The 18,736-nt window shown below is 69.2% G+C and carries 6 protein-coding genes and 3 pseudogenes; 8 read left to right on the forward strand and 1 reads right to left on the reverse strand.

Translation table 11 applies throughout. The features are described from left to right. The first annotated feature begins 3 nt into the window (after nt 1-3). From L6444_RS10185 to L6444_RS10200, 4 genes and pseudogenes are all read left to right on the forward strand, one after another. Nucleotides 4-5,023, forward strand: a pseudogene (locus L6444_RS10185) (amino acid adenylation domain-containing protein). A gap of 7 nt (nt 5,024-5,030) precedes the next feature. Continuing rightward, nucleotides 5,031-9,570, forward strand: a pseudogene (locus tag L6444_RS10190) (non-ribosomal peptide synthetase). A gap of 30 nt (nt 9,571-9,600) precedes the next feature. Continuing rightward, on the forward strand, nt 9,601-13,119 hold the full coding sequence (locus tag L6444_RS10195; protein ID WP_236982188.1) for a non-ribosomal peptide synthetase: 3,519 nt from the start codon (nt 9,601-9,603) through the stop codon (nt 13,117-13,119). A 168-nt stretch (nt 13,120-13,287) separates the two neighbouring features. Then, nucleotides 13,288-13,794 (forward strand): MTB12 family secreted protein, encoded by a 507-nt coding sequence (locus L6444_RS10200; RefSeq protein WP_236982190.1) that lies wholly within the window; start codon nt 13,288-13,290, stop codon nt 13,792-13,794. A 268-nt stretch (nt 13,795-14,062) separates the two neighbouring features. On the opposite strand, the gene L6444_RS10205 is transcribed toward L6444_RS10200, so the two are convergent. Continuing rightward, nucleotides 14,063-14,377 carry a type II toxin-antitoxin system VapB family antitoxin gene (locus tag L6444_RS10205; RefSeq protein ID WP_236982192.1) on the reverse strand — a complete coding sequence of 105 codons (315 nt, stop codon included), beginning with the start codon at nt 14,375-14,377 and terminating at the stop codon, nt 14,063-14,065. Between the two features lie 191 nt (nt 14,378-14,568). Here L6444_RS10205 and hrcA point away from each other — a divergent pair. From hrcA to L6444_RS10225, 4 genes and pseudogenes are all read left to right on the forward strand, one after another. Continuing rightward, nucleotides 14,569-15,601: pseudogene (gene hrcA / locus L6444_RS10210) on the forward strand (heat-inducible transcriptional repressor HrcA). Nucleotides 15,602-15,659: 58 nt separating this feature from the next. Continuing rightward, a complete protein-coding gene (gene dnaJ, locus L6444_RS10215; protein WP_236982194.1) occupies nt 15,660-16,802 on the forward strand; it encodes a molecular chaperone DnaJ in 1,143 nt (380 codons plus the stop codon). A 16-nt stretch (nt 16,803-16,818) separates the two neighbouring features. After that, complete coding sequence (locus L6444_RS10220; protein ID WP_236982196.1) at nt 16,819-17,598, forward strand: 16S rRNA (uracil(1498)-N(3))-methyltransferase; 780 nt, start codon at nt 16,819-16,821, stop codon at nt 17,596-17,598. A gap of 68 nt (nt 17,599-17,666) precedes the next feature. Next, the gene (locus L6444_RS10225; protein ID WP_236982198.1) at nt 17,667-18,719 is read left to right on the forward strand and encodes a PhoH family protein; all 1,053 of its coding nucleotides are present in this window, start codon (nt 17,667-17,669) and stop codon (nt 18,717-18,719) included. Nucleotides 18,720-18,736: the final 17 nt, after the last annotated feature.

Genomic DNA, 18,736 nt, shown 5'->3' on the forward strand with positions numbered 1-18,736 from the left:
TCCATGGCAGACGATGCCAAGACCCTGCAGGAACGCCGTCGCGAGTTGCTGCGCCGGCGAATCGCCGAAAGCGGTGTGGCGGCAGGGAAATCGGCCGAGGCGGTCGAGCTTCGAGCGGGGCAACGCTACCGCCTTTCTTCCGGCCAGCGCCGCATGTGGTTCCTGCAGGCCATGGACGCCGACGACACCACGCTGAACATCTGCGTCGCCTACCGGCTGACCGGACAGCTTGACCCGGCCCGGCTGCGCGACGCCGTCGGTGCGGTGGTGGCACGACACGCCGTGTTGCGCACCAACTACGGAGTGGACAGCGAAGGTGAGCCGTACCAGGTCTTTCGGGATCACGTCGAGACACCTTGGCAGGAACACGATTTCACCGATCTGGACGATCGCGACGATCGCGACCGGCGGGTGGAAGACCTGGCGCGCCGGGAGTTCGGGCGACCGTTCAACCTGGCCGACGACATGCCGCTGCGGATCACCCTGATCCGGACCCGCCCAGCAGAATTCGTGTTGCTGCTCGTCGTGCACCACATCTGCTGGGACGACGACGCCTGGGCGGTGTTCTTCGCAGAACTCAGCGCGGCCTACAACTCTCAGCCGCTGGGCGAACCGGCGCCGCAGTTCGTCGCCGTCGAAGTGCTCGACGGCGCAACCGAACCCGGTATGGCCGACGTCGGCTACTGGGCCGACAAGCTGCGGCCGGCCCCCGAGCCGCTGGAGTTGCCCGGTGTCCGGGCCGCGCACCCGTCGCGGCGGGCCGAGCGGGTGACCCGGCCGCTGCCCGAGGGTCTGTTCGGCCGGCTGGAAGAATTCGCCCGCGAACACTCCGCCTCGCCGTTCATGGTGCTGCTGGCCGCCTACGGCGTGTTGATCCGGCGTTACACCGGCAGCCCGGACTTCTTGGTGTCGGTACCGGTAACCGACCGGAAAGCCCTGGCCCAGAGGGTGATCGGCTATTTCGGCAACACCCTGCTGCTGCGCCTGACCGCACGGCCGAACGTCACTTTCGGCGCCTACGTCGACGCGGTACGCGACACCTGCCTGGACGGCTTCGCCCACCAGTCGGTCGGCATCGACCGGGTGGTGCGGGAAGCCAACCCCCGAGCGGATGGGCCACGACGGCATGGACCAGCTGGTGCGGCTGGGATTCAGCATGCGCAAGAGTGTGAGCGGATTCGCACTGGACGGCGTGGCCGTGCAACAGCTGGGGCTGGGCGCGGTGACCGCACACCTGCCCCTGGCCCTGGCCATCGTGCTGGAGCCCGAGGGTGCCCTGGCCGAGTTCGAATACCAGACCGACGTACTCAGCCCGGCCCTCGTCGAACAGTTGGCGGCGCACTACATCCAGCTGTTGGACAACGCGATCACCGAGCCCGACCGTCGCCTCACCAGCCTGGACATGTTGGACGCCGATGAGCGCGACGCGGTGCTGGACGCCTCGCACGGCGACCTGGTCCCGACTCCGCCCACCACCATGGTCGCGGTGCTCGAAGCGGCGGCCGCCGCCCGCCCGGACGCCACGGCGCTGGTCTGCGACGACGACGAGTTGACCTACGCCGAGCTACACGGCCGGGCAAATCGCCTGGCGCGCTGGCTGATCGGGCAGGGCATCGGCGCCGAGGACATCGTGGGGCTGCGGCTGAGCACGTCCGTCGAATTCATCGTCGCGATGCTGGCCGTGCTCAAAGCCGGCGCGGCCTACCTGCCCATCGACCCGGCCTATCCGGACGAGCGGATCGACTATCTGATCGGCGATGCACGGCCACACCTGGTGCTCGGGCAACGAGAACTCGCGGACGCCGAACGGGCCGCGGCACAGCTGTCCGACGCTGCGGTCACCGACGCCGACCGCCGAACCGCTTTGCGCCCAGGGCATTTGGCGTACGTCATCTACACCTCCGGTTCCACCGGTCAGCCCAAGGGCGTCGCGGTGTCGCATCACGCGATCGCCGAGCATGTCCAGGGTTTCGTGGCGGAGTGGAGCATGACCGCCGAAGACCGGCTGCTGCAGTCGTCTTCGGTGAGCTTCGACGCCTCGCTGCTGGACATCTTCGTCACGCTCTCGCTGGGCGCGCAACTGGTGGTGCCCAAACCGTCGGACACCGGTGCGTTCAGCGACCTGAGTTACCTTGCCGACCTGATCAGCCGGCACCGCATCACCGTGCTGCACATGGTGCCGTCGATGCTGAGCACCCTGCTGCTGTTGCCGCAGGCCGAGGAATGGCGGCAGCTCCGGCACGTACCGGTAGGTGGCGAGGCGCTGGCCGGGGAGGTGGCCGACAAGTTCGCCGGCTATTTCGACGCGCAACTGCGCAACCACTACGGGCCCACCGAGGCGGTGGTCTGCGCCACGCACATGGTGGTCGACGGGTCGCACGGGGCACGCGTGGTTCCCATCGGCCTGCCCAACCGCAACGTCTACGCCTACGTGCTCGACGAGGAACTGCAACCGGTGCCCGCCGAGGTGATCGGGGAGCTCTACCTCGGCGGCGCACAGCTCGCCCGCTGCTATCTGGGTCGTCCCGGACTGACCGCGGCACGCTTCGTCGCCGACCCGTTCAATCCCGGCGAACGGCTCTACCGCACCGGAGATCTGGTCCGCCGCAACATCTCCGGTCAGCTGGAGTTCGTCGGCCGCGCCGACGAGCAGGTCAAGGTCCGCGGCTACCGCATCGAACTCGGCGAGGTCGAATCGGTGATCGCGACCCATCCCGCGGTCCGGCACTGCCTGGTGGTGACCGAGGACACCGAGGCCGGGCCGATGCTCGCCGCCTACCTGGTCCCGGCCACCGGCGACGGGGTTTCCGGTGAGCTGAACCTGGACGAGGTGCGCACCCACGCGGCGGCGACGCTGCCCGAATACATGGTGCCCACCGCGTTCGCGGTCATCCCGGAGATTCCGCTGACGGTCAGCGGCAAGCTGGACAAGCGGGCGCTGCCCGCGCCGACACCGGTCGCGGTGCGCAGTTACCGGCAGCCGGCCACCGAGACCGAACGACGGATGTGCGCGATCTTCGCGCGGCTGTTCGGCTGGGAGAAGGTCGGCGCGGAGGACTCGTTCTTCGGCCTCGGCGGCCACTCGCTGCTGGCTGCCCGGCTGGTGGCAGCGATCCGCGCCGAGTTCGGCGTGGAACTGACGGTGCGCGCCGTGTTCGACACCCCCACCCCGGCCGGGCTTGCGGCGCGACTGGAGCAGTCGAGCGCCGACAGCGACGCGATGATCGCCCGGCGCAACGGTTCTGGCTCGGCCGGCCCGGCCCGTCCAGAGTTGACGGCAGTGCGCCCGGAACGTCCGCCGCTGTCCTACTCGCAGCTGGCGATGTGGTTCCAGCAGAAGATGAGGGGCGCCAACGACGTCTTCAACATGGCGCTGACACTTCGGGTGAACGGCCCGCTGGACATCGCGGCGCTCGGTGCCGCCCTCAACGACGTCATCGCCCGACACGAAGTGCTGCGCACCAACTTCGTCGAACACGAAGGTGTTCCGTATCAGCACATCCACCCGGCCCGGCAGGTGCCACTCGAGGTCACCGACGTCAGCGCCGACGGCGTGGACCGGGCGATCGCCGAGTTGCGCCGGCACGTCTTCGCCCTGGACTCCGAGTCCCTGGTGCGGCCCACCCTGCTGCGGATCGACCCGGCTTCGCACGTGCTGCTGCTGCTCGTCCACCACACCGTCACCGACCACTCGTCGATGGGCATCATCTTCGAAGACCTGCTCACCGCGTACCGGGCGCGGCTGGACGGGCACCCGCCGCAGTGGCGGACCGTGGCCGCCCAGTTCGCCGAACACGCGCTGTGGCAACGCAATACCTTCGAAGCCGACACCGACTGGGGGCAAGCTGCGCTGCGGCACTGGCACTCCGCCGTCGCGGGGATGCCCTACGAGATCCCGACGGTCGCCGACCACACCCGGCCGCCGGTCCTCGGAAAGCGCGGCGAGCTGGTCGATTTCACGGTGTCAGCGGCTCGGCGGGCGGCATTGGTCCGGCTCGCCGAAGAAGTCGGGGCCAGCGAGTTCATGGTGTACCAGGCCGCGCTCGCGGTCCTGCTGCACAAGCTCGGCGGCGGCACCGACATCGGCATCGGAAGCCCGGTCGCGGCCCGCGTCGATCTGGCCACCACCAACATGGTGGGTCCGTGCGCCAACGTGATGGTGCTACGCAACGACCTGTCCGGCGATCCGAGCCTGCGGGACACCGTTTCCCGCAGCCGCGACACCGTGCTCGACGCGCTGGCGCATCAGGAACTGCCCATCGAGCGGCTGGTCGAGGAGCTCAACCCGCCGCGCTCCCCGTCCCGCAACCACCCGTTGTTCCAGCATTCGATCCACTTCCGCGGCGAGGACTGGGCACTGCTGCCGCGGGACCTGACCCCTGACGGGGCGACGACGGTGGTGCCGGTCCCGATGGACTTCGAAATCTCACTGCTGGACCTCAACGTCTCACTGGACGTGATGCCGGATGCCGAGCTGAACGTGCGCGTGGTTGCCAACGCGGATCTGTTTGAACCGCAAACGGTTTCGTCGATCGGTACGGCTTTCTGCACCGCGCTCGAGTTGTTCGCGACCCAACCGGACCGGCCGCTGTCGCAGGTGCAGTTGCTGCCGGCGGAGGTGATGGAGCAGTTGCTCGCCCCGGCCACCCCCGCGGTGATCAGCCGCTCGGAGCTCGGCGAAGCTTCGGCGGAGACCGAGCAGACCCTGATCGCCCTGCTGGAGGAGTTGCTCGACATCACCGGCGTGGACCGCGAGGACAACTTCTTCGCGATCGGCGGCGACAGCATCATCTCGGTGCAGCTCGCGGCCCGCGCCAACGCGCTGGGACTGGCGCTGACGCCGGCCATGGTGTTCGAGTACCTGACGCTTGCGGAGCTGGCCGCGGCTGTCGATGCTGCCGGCGAGCAGCCCACGGCCACATCGGATCCCGAGGCGCAACCACAGTCCGCGCCGATGAGCGCGTCGGGTCTGGACGCGGACGCGCTGGCGGCGCTGTCCGCGGCATGGCAGAGCCGCTCGTGAGGCACCGGTGACCACGGCACCACCGCAGATCGAGGACGTCCTGGCGCTCAGCCCCCTGCAGGAGGGGCTGTTCGCGCTGTACCGGATGGCCGAGGACAGCGTCGACCTCTACACCATGCAACTGCGGGTGGACATCGACGGACCGGTCGACTTGGAACTGCTGCGGCCGCAGCGCCGCGGTGATGCTGGCGCGGCACCCCAACCTGCGCGCCGCCTTCTGGGATCAGGATGTGCCCAAACCGGTGCAGATCGTGCCCTCGCACGCCGAGCTGCCCTGGCACGAACGCACCGGAACGCCGGCCGAATTCGACGCGATCGCCCGCTCGGAACGACGCCGGCCGTTCGACCTGAGTCGCGGTCCGGCATTGCGCGTGGTGCTGATCTCGGTGCCGGGCCAGACGCGCCGCCGGATGGTCTTCACCGCGCACCACATCCTGATGGACGGCTGGGCGCTGGCGATCTTCTTCACCGAGATGCTGGCCGTATACCGGGCCGGCGGATCCGCGGACGCACTGCCCGCCCCACGTCCGTACCGCGACTACATCGCCTGGCTGGCCACCCAGGACGCCACGGCCGCACTGGACAGGTGGACGCGGTACCTGAGCGCGGTGTCCGCCCCGCTGATGGTGGCCGACGGCACCGTCGACATCCGGGCCGCGGTGCCGGAGCAGACGAAATCGCTGCTGTCGGCCACCGACACCGCCCGGCTGCGCGGCTGGGCCGGCCGCAACGGCCTGACGCTGAACACCGCGGTGCTGTTCGCCTGGGCGGTGCTGCTCAGCAGGCTCACCGACCGGCGCGATCTGGTATTCGGCACCGTCGTGTCCGGGCGCCCCGAACACCTGACCGGCGTGGAAAGCATGGTCGGGCTGTTCATCAACACCGTGCCGGTGGTGCACCAGATCAGTGCCGGCACCCCGATCGTGGAGCAGTGCGCGCGGCTGCAACGCGAGTCGTCGGCCATGCGCGAGATCGGTTACCTCAGCCTGTCGGAACTGCAGCGGGCACACGGCCGCGGAGCCCTGTTCGACAGTCTGTTCGTATTCGAGAACGCACCGATCGAGGACTCGATCCGCACGGTGACCACGCCCGACGGCGCCAGCTTCAGCCCAGTCGAAATGGACAGCCTCACCCACTATCCGCTGACCGTGGTCTCCCACCTCAGCGGCGACGAACTGGTGGTGGTGGTGGAGGCGATTGCGGCTGCGCTGCCGCATCTTCCGGCCGCCGACATCTGCCGGCGACTGGTCCAGGTGCTGCTGCAACTGCCCGACATCGGCGACGAAACCCCGGAAGCGCTCGACGTGCTCACCGCGGCCGAGCACGCCGCCTTCGCCCACGTCGCCGCCGCGGCGCCGGCCCGGCCCGTTGACACCGTGTGGGACGTCTTCGCGCGGCAAGCCACCGCCACACCGGATGCCGTCGCACTGACCACCGGCGCCGGCGAGCGCCACACCTACGCTGAATTGCACGGCCAGGCAACGCGATTGGCGTCAGAGCTGGCCGAGCGGGGCGTCGGACCCGAGACGGTGGTGGCGTTGCTGCTGCCGCGCTCGTCGCGGTCCGTCGTCGCCATCCTCGGTGTGCTGGCGGCCGGGGGCGCCTATCTGCCGGTGGACATCACGCTGCCCGAGGTTCGGATCGAATCAATCCTCCGCCAGGCCGAGCCGATCCTGGCGATCGCCGACGCCGAAAATGCCGGCCTCGCCGGATCCGCGCTGCCAACCCTGCTACTCGACGATCCGGCTGTGGCCAAACGGATTTCGCGGCGCCCCGACATTGCCCCAGCGGTCCGTCGCCACCCCGGCCAGCGGGCTTACGTCATCTTCACCTCCGGCTCCACCGGCGAACCCAAAGGTGTGATCGGCACCCATGCGGCGATCCTCGGCTACTTCGCCGACCACCGCGACCGCGTCTACCGCCCGGCCGTCGCGCGCCTGGGCCGCCCGCTGCGCATCGCCCACGCCTGGTCGTTGAGCTTCGACGCCTCCTGGCAGCCGATGGTCGGCCTGCTCGACGGGCATGCGGTGCACCTGTTCGACGCCGAGGAGATGCGGGACGCCGATCGGCTGGTCAAGGGGATGGCCCAACACCGGTTGGACATGATCGACACGACACCGTCGATGTTCACTCAACTCAGCGCAGCGGGGCTGCTCGATCACGCGCTGGCGGTGCTGGCGCTCGGTGGCGAGGCGATCGACAGCTCCCAGTGGAGCTACCTGCGCGGGTTGTCCAACGCCGTCTACAACTGCTACGGCCCAACCGAAATGACCGTGGAGGCGGTGGTGGCCGCGGTCACCGACTACCCGACACCGACCATCGGCACGCCCAATGCCGGCACCTTCGGCTACGTGCTGGATTCGGCATTGCGGCAGGTGCCCGACGGTGTGGTGGGTGAGCTGTATCTGTCGGGTGTGCAGCTGGCTCGCGGCTACATCGGCCGTGCCGGGTTGACCGCCACCCGCTTCGTCGCCGATCCGTTCCGGCCGGGCGAGCGCATGTACCGCACCGGTGATCTGGTGCGGCGCTTGCCGCACGGCGGCTACGCCTACCTGGGGCGCGGTGACACCCAGGTGAAGATCCGCGGCTACCGGGTGGAGATCGGCGAGATCGAGGCCGCGTTGCGCGGCCTGCCCGAGGTGCACGACGCGGCCGTCTCGGTGTTGCGCCGGGACAGCGGCGCCACCCTGGTGGGTTTCGTCGTCTGGCAAGGCGACGACGGTGATGCGGGCCGGTTGCGCGCCGCGCTGGCCGATCGGTTGCCGTCGTACATGGTTCCGGCGCGGATCGTGGCGCTGCCGCGGCTGCCGGTGAATCCCAACGGCAAACTCGACGGCCACGCCCTGGACGCCATCGCCGAGGACACGCTGTCGCGGCCGGCCGGGGACTCCTCGGCGACGGCTGCCGGGACGGACACCGAAAAGGCGTTGGGTGAATTGTTCGCCGAACAGTTCAACGGCCTGGTGCCGCATCTGGACGACGACTTCTTCGCGTTCGGGCTGGACAGCATCGTCGCGATCTCGTTGGTGCACAAGGCGAGACGACGCGGTTTGACGCTGAGTCCGCGCATGGTGTTCTCCGCTCCCACCATTCGCGAGCTCGCCGCCGTCATCGACTCGGTGGGGGACACCGGGATGTCGGCGCACACCGCCGAATACGGCGAGGTGCCGCCGTTGCCGATGGTGTCCTGGCTCTACGAGCACGGCAACTTCCGGCGGTTTACCCACACTGTGTTGCTGCGACTGCCCGACGGTATCGACCGCGCGGCGCTGCAGTCGCTGCTGCAGTCGATGCTCGACGGCCACGACACGTTGCGGTCGATTCTGACCGACACCTCGGCGGGTCCCCGGCTGGTCACCCGGGAGCCGGGTGTGCTCAGCGCGGCCGACATCCTCACTCAGGTCGAGGTCGGGCGCAGCAGCGACGAATTGGTCGCTGCGATAGCCGATTCCGCGCCACGGGTGATGGACCAGATGGACCCCTACGCGGGCTCGATGGTGCGGGCGGTCTGGTTCTCCGGCGCTGAGCAAGGAGACGCGCTGCTGCTGGCCGCCCACCACCTGACAGTGGATGTGGTGTCGTGGCACATCATCGTCGGCGACCTTGCCGAGGCGTGGCGGTGTGTGCAAGCCGGCACGGCGCCGAAGGTGTTGCCGGAGTTCACCTCCTACCGGCGCTGGTGTGAGCTGATGTGGCGCCGCGCCGCCGAACCCGAGGTTCAGGCGCAGCGCGACTACTGGATGGACCAGGTGTGCAGGCCCGACGCCGCGCTCGGCGCCCGCCATCCCGACCCGACCCGCGACAGCTGGTCCACGCTGCAGGTCACCCAGGTGGTGAGCCCGGCCGACGTCACCGCGCAGGTGCTGCACACGCTGCGTCGCGACGAGGGCGTGCGCGAATTCCTTTTGGCTGCAACGACGATGACGATAGCCAGCTGGCGGCGGGCCAGGGGCCAGGACCCCGCGGTGGGTACCCTGGTCGCGCTGGAAGGCCACGGTCGCGCGGATGCCGTACTGGACACCGACACAACCAACACCGTGGGTTGGTTCACCACCGCCTTCCCGGTCCGGTTCGGTGTCGGCGAAGCGGCGGTCGACGTCGAACGGGCCGAGCGGGATCCGGCAGCCGCGGTCGGCCTGGTCGACTCGGTGGTCGAGCACCTGGGCGAGGTGCCCACCGACGGCATGGATTACGGCCTGCTGCACTATGTCGACCGGCTACCCGAATTGCAGGAGGCCGCCGAACCGCAGATCCAGTTCAGCTACCTGGGCCGGCTGGATCTCGGCGGCAGCACCGACCAGCCGTGGTCGCTACTGACCGGTCCCTACCTCGAGGCGCTGCCAAACGCCCCGGAACCGGATCTGCCGCTGCGGTTCGCGCTGAACATCAGTGCGTTCGTAGCTAAAACGCCGGAAGGTACCCAACTGATCAGCAACTGGCGCTGGAGTGACGTACTGTTCACGCCCGCCGACATCGAGCGTCTGACCGAATTCTGGCTGCGCGCAATCGCCGCTCTGGCAGCCGGCCTGCAGAGAAGTCTGGCCTGACCGCACGGTCGAGGCCGAGAGGGGATGAGCATGGAGCTGCCGCACGGCGTGCGCGACGCCGAACGCAGTATCACCAGGGACGAGATCAAGGCGACGATCGCAGCCCAATTAGGCTGCACCGCAGATGAATTCGCCGATCACGACGACCTGATCCAGCTTGGGCTGAACTCGATCCGGATGATGGCGATGGCGGGCGGGTGGCGCAAGCGCGGCGCCGACATCACCTTCGCCCAGCTGGCGGCCAACCCGACCGTCGACTCCTGGTACGGGCTGCTGGCCGTCGAGGAAGCCGACCGAGCGGCCCAGTCGGTCGTTCCGGCACCGGCTCAGCAGCCGGCCGGCGAATTCGAGCCGTTCCCGTTGGCGCCCATGCAGCACGCGTATTGGATCGGCCGCCAAGATGAGCAGCAGCTCGGCGGCGTGGCCGCGCACCTCTACGTGGAGTTCGACGGTTCCGGGGTGGACCCGGTGCGGCTGGAACGCGCGGTGAGCGCGCTGCTGGCGGCACACCCGATGCTGCGCACCCGCTTCCTGCCGGACGGGACGCAGCAGACGATGCCCGAGCCGGGCCGGCCCGTCTTCGCCGTCGTCGACCTGCGCGGCCAGGACCCCGAACATGGTGAGTCGGCACTGGCCGGGCTGCGCGACCGAAAGACCCACCAGCGCTTGGCAATCGAAGACGGACAGGTCTTCGACGTCACCCTGACGCTGCGGGACGGCGACCGCAGCAGACTGCACCTGGACATCGACATGCTGGCCGGGGACGCGATGAGCTACCGGATCCTGGTCGCGGATCTGGCCGCGGCGTACCGAGGTGCGACGCTGTGCACCCCGGGCTACAGCTACCGGCGATACCGCACCGAACGGCGCGACGACACCACCGCGCGCGAGCGCGACCGGCAGTGGTGGCAGCAACGGCTACCCGAACTGCCCGGTGCGCCCGAGCTCCCAACCGTGCCGGTGGGCGAACGCCGCGCGCAGCACCGCACCGTCCGCTACGACCACTGGTTGGGGCCGGACGCCAAGCGGACACTGGTGAGCGGCGCGCACGCGCGCGGCGTCACCCCGGCCACGGCACTGGCCGCCGTCTTCGCCGACACCATCGGCGGGTGGTCCGCGCAGAGCAGGTTCCTGCTGAACATTCCGTTGTTCCAACGCGAACCGGTGCACCCCGACATCGATCGGGTGGTCGGTGACTTCACCTCCTCGATCATGCTGGAGGTCGACGTCGCCAAGAACGTGTCGGTGGCCGAGCGGGCCCGCGACATCCAGCGACGCATGTACGAAAGCGGCTCGCACACCGCCTATTCCGGCCTGGAGGTGCTGCGCGACCTGGGTCGGCAGCGCGGCGAGCCGGTGCTGGCGCCCATCGTGTTCACCAGCGCCCTGGACCTGGGTGAGTTGTTCACCGACCAGGTGATCGAGACGTTCGGCGAGCCGGTCTGGATCATCTCGCAAGGCCCGCAGGTGCTGCTGGACGCCCAGATCACCGAGTTGCGGGGCGGATTGCTGATCAACTGGGACGTCCGCGAGTCGGCGTTCCCGGACGGACTGATCGAGGCCATGTTCGGCCGGTTCGTCGAGGCAGTCGAACGCCTCGGCGAGGGCGACACCGGCTGGGCGGCCGAGGCCGCGGTACGGTTGCCGAGCGCGCAGGCGACGGTGCGCGCCGCGACCAACGCCACCGACGGCCCGGTCTCCGAAAGATGTTTGCACCAAGGATTTTTCGATCACGCTACGGCAGATCCGGAAGCGCCGGCCGTGCTGTGGGGCAGCGGCGACACCGCCGGGTCGTGGAGTTACCGCCAACTCGCCGAATCGGCTCTGGCCGTTGCGGGTGCGCTGTGCGGCCAGGGTGTGCAGCCCGGCGACGCGGTCGCCGTGCAATTGCCCAAGGGGCGCGACCAGATCGTCGCCGTTTTGGGCGTACTGGCGGCCGGTGCGGCGTACGTGCCGATCGGATTCGACCAGCCGCCCGCCCGCCGCGCCAAGATCCTGCACGGCGCCGACGTGGTGGCGGCACTGACGTCGGATGGGGCCGACCTGGATGCCGGGGTGCCCTGCCTGTCCCTGGACGCCGCGCGCACCTACACCAAACCCCTGGCGGCGCCGCTGCTCCCGAACACCGGCGCGATCGCCTACGTGCTGTTTACCTCCGGCTCCACCGGCGAACCCAAAGGCGTCGAGGTACCGCACCGCGCAGCGATGAACACCATCGACGCCCTCAACGACTGGTTCTCGGTGGGCAGCCGGGACCGCGCGCTGGCGTTGTCGGCCCTCGAATTCGACCTTTCCGTCTACGACATCTTCGGTATGTTCTCGGTCGGCGGGGCGGTGGTCGCGGTCGATTCCGGAGACCGCGCCGCGGCCGCGTCGTGGGTGGAACTGATTCGCCGACACCGTGTTTCGATCCTCAATTGCGTGCCCAGCATGCTCGACATGATTCTGCAGATCGGTGGTGACCGGCTGGGGGACTCGCTGCGCGCGGTGATGCTGGGCGGTGACTGGGTCAGCACGGATCTGGCCCGGCAGCTGGCCCGCCAGGTTCCCGGTTGCCGGTTCTCCGGTTTGGGCGGGGCGACCGAGACGGCCATCCACAGCACCATCTGCGAGGTGACCGGCGCGCCGCCGGAGCACTGGGCCACGGTGCCGTTCGGCGTGCCGCTGCGCAACGTCCGGTGCCGGGTGGTCGGCCCCTCGGGCCGCGACTGCCTGGACTGGGTGCCCGGGGAGCTCTGGGTCGGCGGCGTCAACGTGGCCGCCGGCTACCGCAACGACCCCGAACGCACCGCGCAGCGGTTCGTCGAGCACGACGGTATCCGTTGGTACAAGACCGGCGATCTGGCCCGGTACTGGCCCGACGGCACCATCGAGTTCCTGGGCCGGGCCGACCATCAGGTGCAGATCCGCGGGTACCGGGTCGAGCTCGGCGAGGTGGAGAGTGCACTGCGCACCTTGCCCGGGGTACGTCATGCCGTCGCAGCGGTCGTCGGCGCCGGGGCGCCCAAGCTGGTCGCTGCCGTCGCCGGTGACCGGGCCGAGATTGGCGACCCCGCCCGGGTCGCCGGGGCCGTGGGCGAGTTGCTACCGAGCTACATGGTTCCGAGTCGCACCGTCGTGCTGGCGCAGATGCCGTTGACCGCCAACGCCAAACTGGACCGGCGCGCGGTGGTCGCGTTACTCGAGTCGCACGCCTCAGCTGCTTCGGTGGCCGGCTCCGGTGCACCGGCCAGCGACGTGGAGACGGCGCTCGCCGACATCGTCGCCGAGGTGCTGGGCCGCGCGTCGATCGGCGTGCACGACGACTTCTTCGCCCACGGCGGCGACTCGGTGCTCGCCACCACGGTCATCGCCCGGATCCGGGACTGGCTCGACATCGACCACGCCGTGGTGACCGATCTCTTCGCGACCCGAACGGTCGCCGGTCTGGCCGATCGGCTGGAAAAGCGCGAGGCCCAACGAGGGACGCCGGAGCGGCTGGCCGTGATCGCACGCCATTACCTCGAGATCGCCGCGTTGACCGACGAAGAGGTGCTCGCCGAGGGCTGACCTGCAGAACCCTGGCACCGCACAGCCATTCATGCCTGCTACAGAGCTGAGGCACAGCATCGGTGTCGGCGGGAATCGCTACGGTGTGTGTAACGCAACTAAGCCACCAACCGAAACATCAGTCACACCATGCAAAGCTGTGCACGTGAGAATCGAGGGGGACACCCAATGCTGACCATCAAGAAACTGGCCTTCGGCGCAGCCGCCGTCGTCGGGGTGGGCGCTGCCGCCGCCGGACTGACCGCCGCGGCCGAGCCGGCCGGCTTCCACGTGCAGCCGGTCGTCTACGGTGCACCGCTGCCCCAGGACCCGGCGCCGGCCCCGGCCACCGCCGTACCGACCGCCGCGCAGCTCACCGGCCTGCTGAACAACCTCGCCGACCCCAGCGTTCCGTTCGCGAACAAAAGCGCTCTGGTCGAAGGCGGCATCGGCGGGACCGAGGCCCACCTGGCCGACCACCAGCTGAAGAAGGCGCAGAAGAACGGCCAGTTGCCGCTGGCGTTCAGCATCGCCAACATCCAGCCGGCCGCCAACGGGGCGGCCACCGCCGACGTCTCCGTCTCCGGTCCCAAGTTGTCGCCGCCGGTCACCCAGAGCGTCACCTTCGTCAACCAGGGCGGCTGGGTGCTGTCCCGCAGCTCCGCGATGGAGCTGTTGCAGGCCGCCTCGCACTGACCCGGCTAGCCGCCCCGACCGCCCAGGCCGAGCCTGGCCAGGCGGTCCGGGTCGGCCAGCACGTCGATCGCGGTGAGGCACTCGTCGGACAGCGCCCGCAACTCCTCGTCGGAGAACCCCAATCCCCGCGCAATCTGGGAGCCGGAAGGCGATCCGGGTGCCTAGCCCGGCGTCGCGATCGCTGACGCCGGTGAGTCGTGACAGGGCATTACCTCCGGTGAATGTGTCGTCAAAGGTTCGACACCTGGGACCACCGAAACGTGACCGGCTATCGCGGCGCGTCGGGCGCCATATCCATGTCGTACACCCGGGCGTGCAGGACGGTGCGGTTTCGCAGCGCCGCACGCACGGCCCGGTGCAGACCGTCCTCGAGGTAGATGATCCCGCGCCACCGCACCGCATGCGGGAACAGATCGCCGTAGAAGGTGGAGTCCTCCGACAGCAGACGATCCAGTTCGAGCACCCGCGTTGTGGTGACCAGTTCGTCCAGCCGGATCTGTTGTGGCGGGATCTGGGACCAGTCCCGGTACGACAGACCGTGTTCCGGGTACGGTTTGCCCTCGCGCACGCCCTTGAAGATCATCGTCGTCGCTCCCGGTCGCTTTTCGCCTGGATACCGGCCCGACGCAACCCTCGACGGGACCACGTGCAAAGGCTAGTCGCCGCGCCGGGCCGGTGAGGTATTGACCACGCATCGCCGACGCCGGCATGCCGGTTGCTGCGCAGACCGTAAAATGAACGCGGCCGGCAGGTATCCAGGGAGGTGAGCAGTCGATGGGAAGCGCGGACGAGCGTCGCTTTCAGGTTTTGCACGCGATCGTCGCCGACTTCGTCGCCACGCATGAACCGATCGGCTCCAAATCCCTGGTGGAACGGCACAATCTGGGCGTCTCCAGCGCGACCGTGCGCAACGACATGGCAGTGCTGGAGGCGGAAGGCTACATCACCCAGCCGCACACCAGCTCCGGGCGGGTTCCCACCGAAAAGGGCTACCGCGAATTCGTCGACCGCCTCGACGACGTCAAACCGTTGTCCGCGGCGGAGCGCCGCGCGATCCAGGGTTTTCTGGAATCCGGCGTCGACCTCGACGACGTGCTGCGTCGCGCGGTGCGCTTGCTGGCCCAACTGACCCGTCAGGTCGCCGTGGTGCAGTACCCGACGCTGTCGACCTCGACGGTGCGACACCTGGAAGTGATCGCGCTGACCCCGGCGCGGCTGCTGATGGTGGTCATCACCGACACCGGCCGGGTGGACCAGCGCATCGTCGAACTCGGCGACGTCATCGACGAGCACCAGCTGTCCCAGCTGCGCGAGATGCTCGGTCAGGCGCTGGTCGGCAAGCGGCTGTCCGCGGCCTCGGTCGCGGTGGCCGATCTGGCCGGACGGCTGCACGGCGGCGACGGTCTCGGCGACGCGGTGGGGCGTTCGGCGACGGTACTGCTGGAATCGCTGGTCGAGCACACCGAGGAGCGGCTGCTGCTGGGCGGTACCGCCAACCTGACCCGCAACGCCGCCGATTTCGGCGGCTCCCCTGCGCTCCATCCTGGAAGCCCTCGAGGAACAGGTCGTGGTGTTACGGCTGCTGGCTGCTCAACAGGAGGCCGGCAAGGTGACGGTACGCATCGGCCACGAGACGGAGGCCGAACAGATGGCGGGCACCTCGATGGTGTCCACCGCCTACGGGACCAATGACACCGTCTACGGCGGCATGGGGGTGCTGGGGCCCACCCGGATGGATTATCCGGGAACTATGGCGAGTGTCGCGGCGGTTGCCATGTATATCGGCGAAGTACTCGGTGCGCGATGACTGCGCACCGACCGGTTTTTTAGACAGCTGCCGCCTGGGCGGCTAAGAGAGGTCAGACGTGGCACGCGACTATTACGGACTGCTCGGCGTCAGCAAGGGCGCCAGCGACGCGGAGATCAAGCGCGCCTACCGCAAGCTGGCGCGGGAGTTGCATCCCGACGTCAACCCCGATGAGGCGGCACAGGCCAAGTTTCAGGAGATCAGCGCCGCCTACGAGGTGTTGAGCGACCCGGAGAAGCGCCGCATCGTCGACCTGGGCGGTGACCCGCTGGAAAACGCCGCCGCCGGCAACGGCTTCGCCGGCTTCGGCGGCTTGGGCGACGTGTTCGAGGCGTTTTTCGGCGGCGGTTTCGCCGGCGGCGGCGGCCGGGGACCGATCGGCCGGGTACGCCCGGGTTCGGATTCGCTGCTGCGGCTGCGCCTGGACCTCGAGGAATGCGCGACCGGGGTCACCAAGCAGGTCACCGTCGACACCGCGGTGTTGTGCGACCGCTGCCAGGGCAAAGGCACCAATGGCGATTCGGCGCCCGTCCCGTGTGACACCTGCGGAGGTCGCGGCGAGGTGCAGAGCGTGCAGCGTTCGCTGCTCGGCCAGATGTTGACCTCGCGGCCGTGTCCCACCTGCCGCGGCGTGGGCGTCACCATTCCCGACCCCTGCTACCAGTGCATGGGCGACGGGCGGGTGCGCGCCCGTCGCGACATCAGCGTCAAGATCCCGGCCGGCGTCGCCGAAGGCATGCGGGTCCGGCTCGCCGCCCAGGGCGAGGTGGGGCCGGGCGGTGGTCCGGCCGGCGACCTGTACGTCGAGGTGCACGAACAGGCGCACGACATCTTCGCCCGGCAGGGCGACGACCTGCACTGCACCGTCTCGGTGCCGATGGTCGACGCGGCGCTGGGCGCCACCGTCACCCTGGACGCGATCCTGGACGGCCCCAGCGAGATCGTCATTCCGGCCGGCACCCAGCCCGGCGCCACCATCACCCTGCGGGGCCGCGGGATGCCGCAACTGCGTTCCAACACCCGCGGCGACCTGCACGTGCACGTCGAGGTGGTGGTGCCCACCCGGCTGGACCACCACGACACCGAACTGCTGCGTGAGCTGAAGAACCGCCGCACCCGCGATGTGGCCGAAGTCCGCTCGGCACATGCCGGTGGCGGCGGACTGTTCAGCAGGTTGCGCGAAACCTTCACCGGCCGCTAGCCGGGTCGGGCCTCGTATGGTGGCCACGCTGTTCTACGTCGATGCGCTGCCGGACGCCGGCGCGCTGGTCGAGGTAGCCGGCGACGAAGGCTTCCACGCCGCCACCGTGCGGCGCATCCGGCCGGGCGAGGAACTGGTGCTCGGTGACGGCGCCGGCGCGCTGGCCCGCTGTGTGGTCGAGCAGGCGGGGCGCGACGGCCTCGCCGCCCGGGTGCAGCAGCGGTGGACCGTCGCACCGGTGGTGCCTGCGGTGACGGTGGCGCAGGCGCTGCCCAAGTCCGAGCGTTCCGAACTGGCCGTCGAACTCGCCACCGAGGCGGGCGCCGATGCATTTCTGGCCTGGCAGGCGGCGCGGTGCGTGGCCAACTGGGAAGGCGCCCGCGCGGACAAGGGGCTGCGGCGGTGGCGGGCGGTGGCCCGTTCGGCCGCGCGCCAGTCCCGGCGCGCGTACATCCCGCCGGTCGACGGCGTGGTGTCCACCAAGGCGCTGACAGCGCGGGTTCGCGACCAGGTCGCCGCGGGCGGAATGGTTTTCGCGCTGCACGAGTCGGCCGTCGAACCGTTGGCGAATTTTGCTGGGGCGCAAGCTGATTCGGTGTGGCTGGTGGTGGGTCCCGAGGGCGGTATCGCCCCGGAGGAAATCGCAGCGCTGACCGAAGCCGGTGCCGTCGCGGTCCGGCTGGGCCCGACCGTGCTGCGCACCTCCACCGCGGCCGCGGTGGCGCTGGGAGCGCTGGGGGTGCTCACGTCGCGGTGGGATCGCCTTGCCGATTGTGACTTCGACGACGGCACATAACGGTGGCGGACCGGCGTTAGACTGAGAAGCCCCGTCCGATATCCCAGGAAGCAGGCACCAGAAGCCACGTGACGCCACGCGAGACCCGCGCTGCCGACTCCGCTCAACAGGCCAACGCCCAGGTGCGCAGCAGTATCGATGTTCCGTCCGACCTCGTCGTGGGCCTACTGGGTTCGGCCGACGAAAACCTCCGTGCTCTGGAACGCGCGCTCAGTGCCGACCTGCACGTGCGCGGCAACACGGTGAGCCTGTCCGGCGAACCGGCCGATGTCGCCCTGGCCGAACGCGCGCTCTCCGAGCTGGTCGCGATCGTGGCCGGCGGCCAGACGCTGACGCCCGAGGTGGTGCGCCGCGGCGTCGCCATGCTGGTCGGGGCCGGCAACGAATCGCCGGCCGAGGTACTCACGCTGGACATCTTGTCCCGGCGCGGCAAGACGATCCGGCCCAAGACGCTCAACCAGAAGCACTACGTCGACGCGATCGACGCCCACACCATCGTGTTCGGCATCGGCCCGGCCGGCACCGGTAAGACCTACCTGGCGATGGCAAAGGCCGTGCACGCGTTGCAGACCAAGCAGGTCACCCGCATCATCCTCACTCGCCCCGCGGTGGAAGCCGGTGAGCGCCTGGGCTTTCTGCCCGGCACGCTGAGCGAGAAGATCGACCCTTACCTGCGGCCGCTTTACGACGCGCTCTACGACATGATGGATCCCGAGCTGATCCCGAAGCTGATGTCGTCCGGGGTGATCGAGGTGGCTCCGCTGGCGTATATGCGCGGCAGAACGCTCAACGACGCGTTCATCGTCCTCGACGAAGCGCAGAACACCACCGCAGAGCAGATGAAGATGTTCCTCACCCGGTTGGGTTTCGGCTCCAAGATCGTGGTCACCGGCGACATCACGCAGATCGACCTGCCCGGCGGCGCCCGCTCGGGCCTGCGGGCCGCCGTCGACATCCTCGACGACATCGACGACATCCATATCGCCGAGCTGACCAGCCAGGACGTGGTCCGTCACCGCCTGGTGGGGGAGATCGTCGACGCCTACGCGCGGTACGAGGAGCCCGGCGCCGGACTGAACCGGGCGGCTCGGCGCGCTTCGGGCGGCCGCAATCGTCGATGATGAGTGCGTGAGGGTGT

The organism is Mycobacterium kiyosense, from assembly GCA_021654635.1.
Taxonomy (GTDB): domain Bacteria; phylum Actinomycetota; class Actinomycetes; order Mycobacteriales; family Mycobacteriaceae; genus Mycobacterium; species Mycobacterium kiyosense.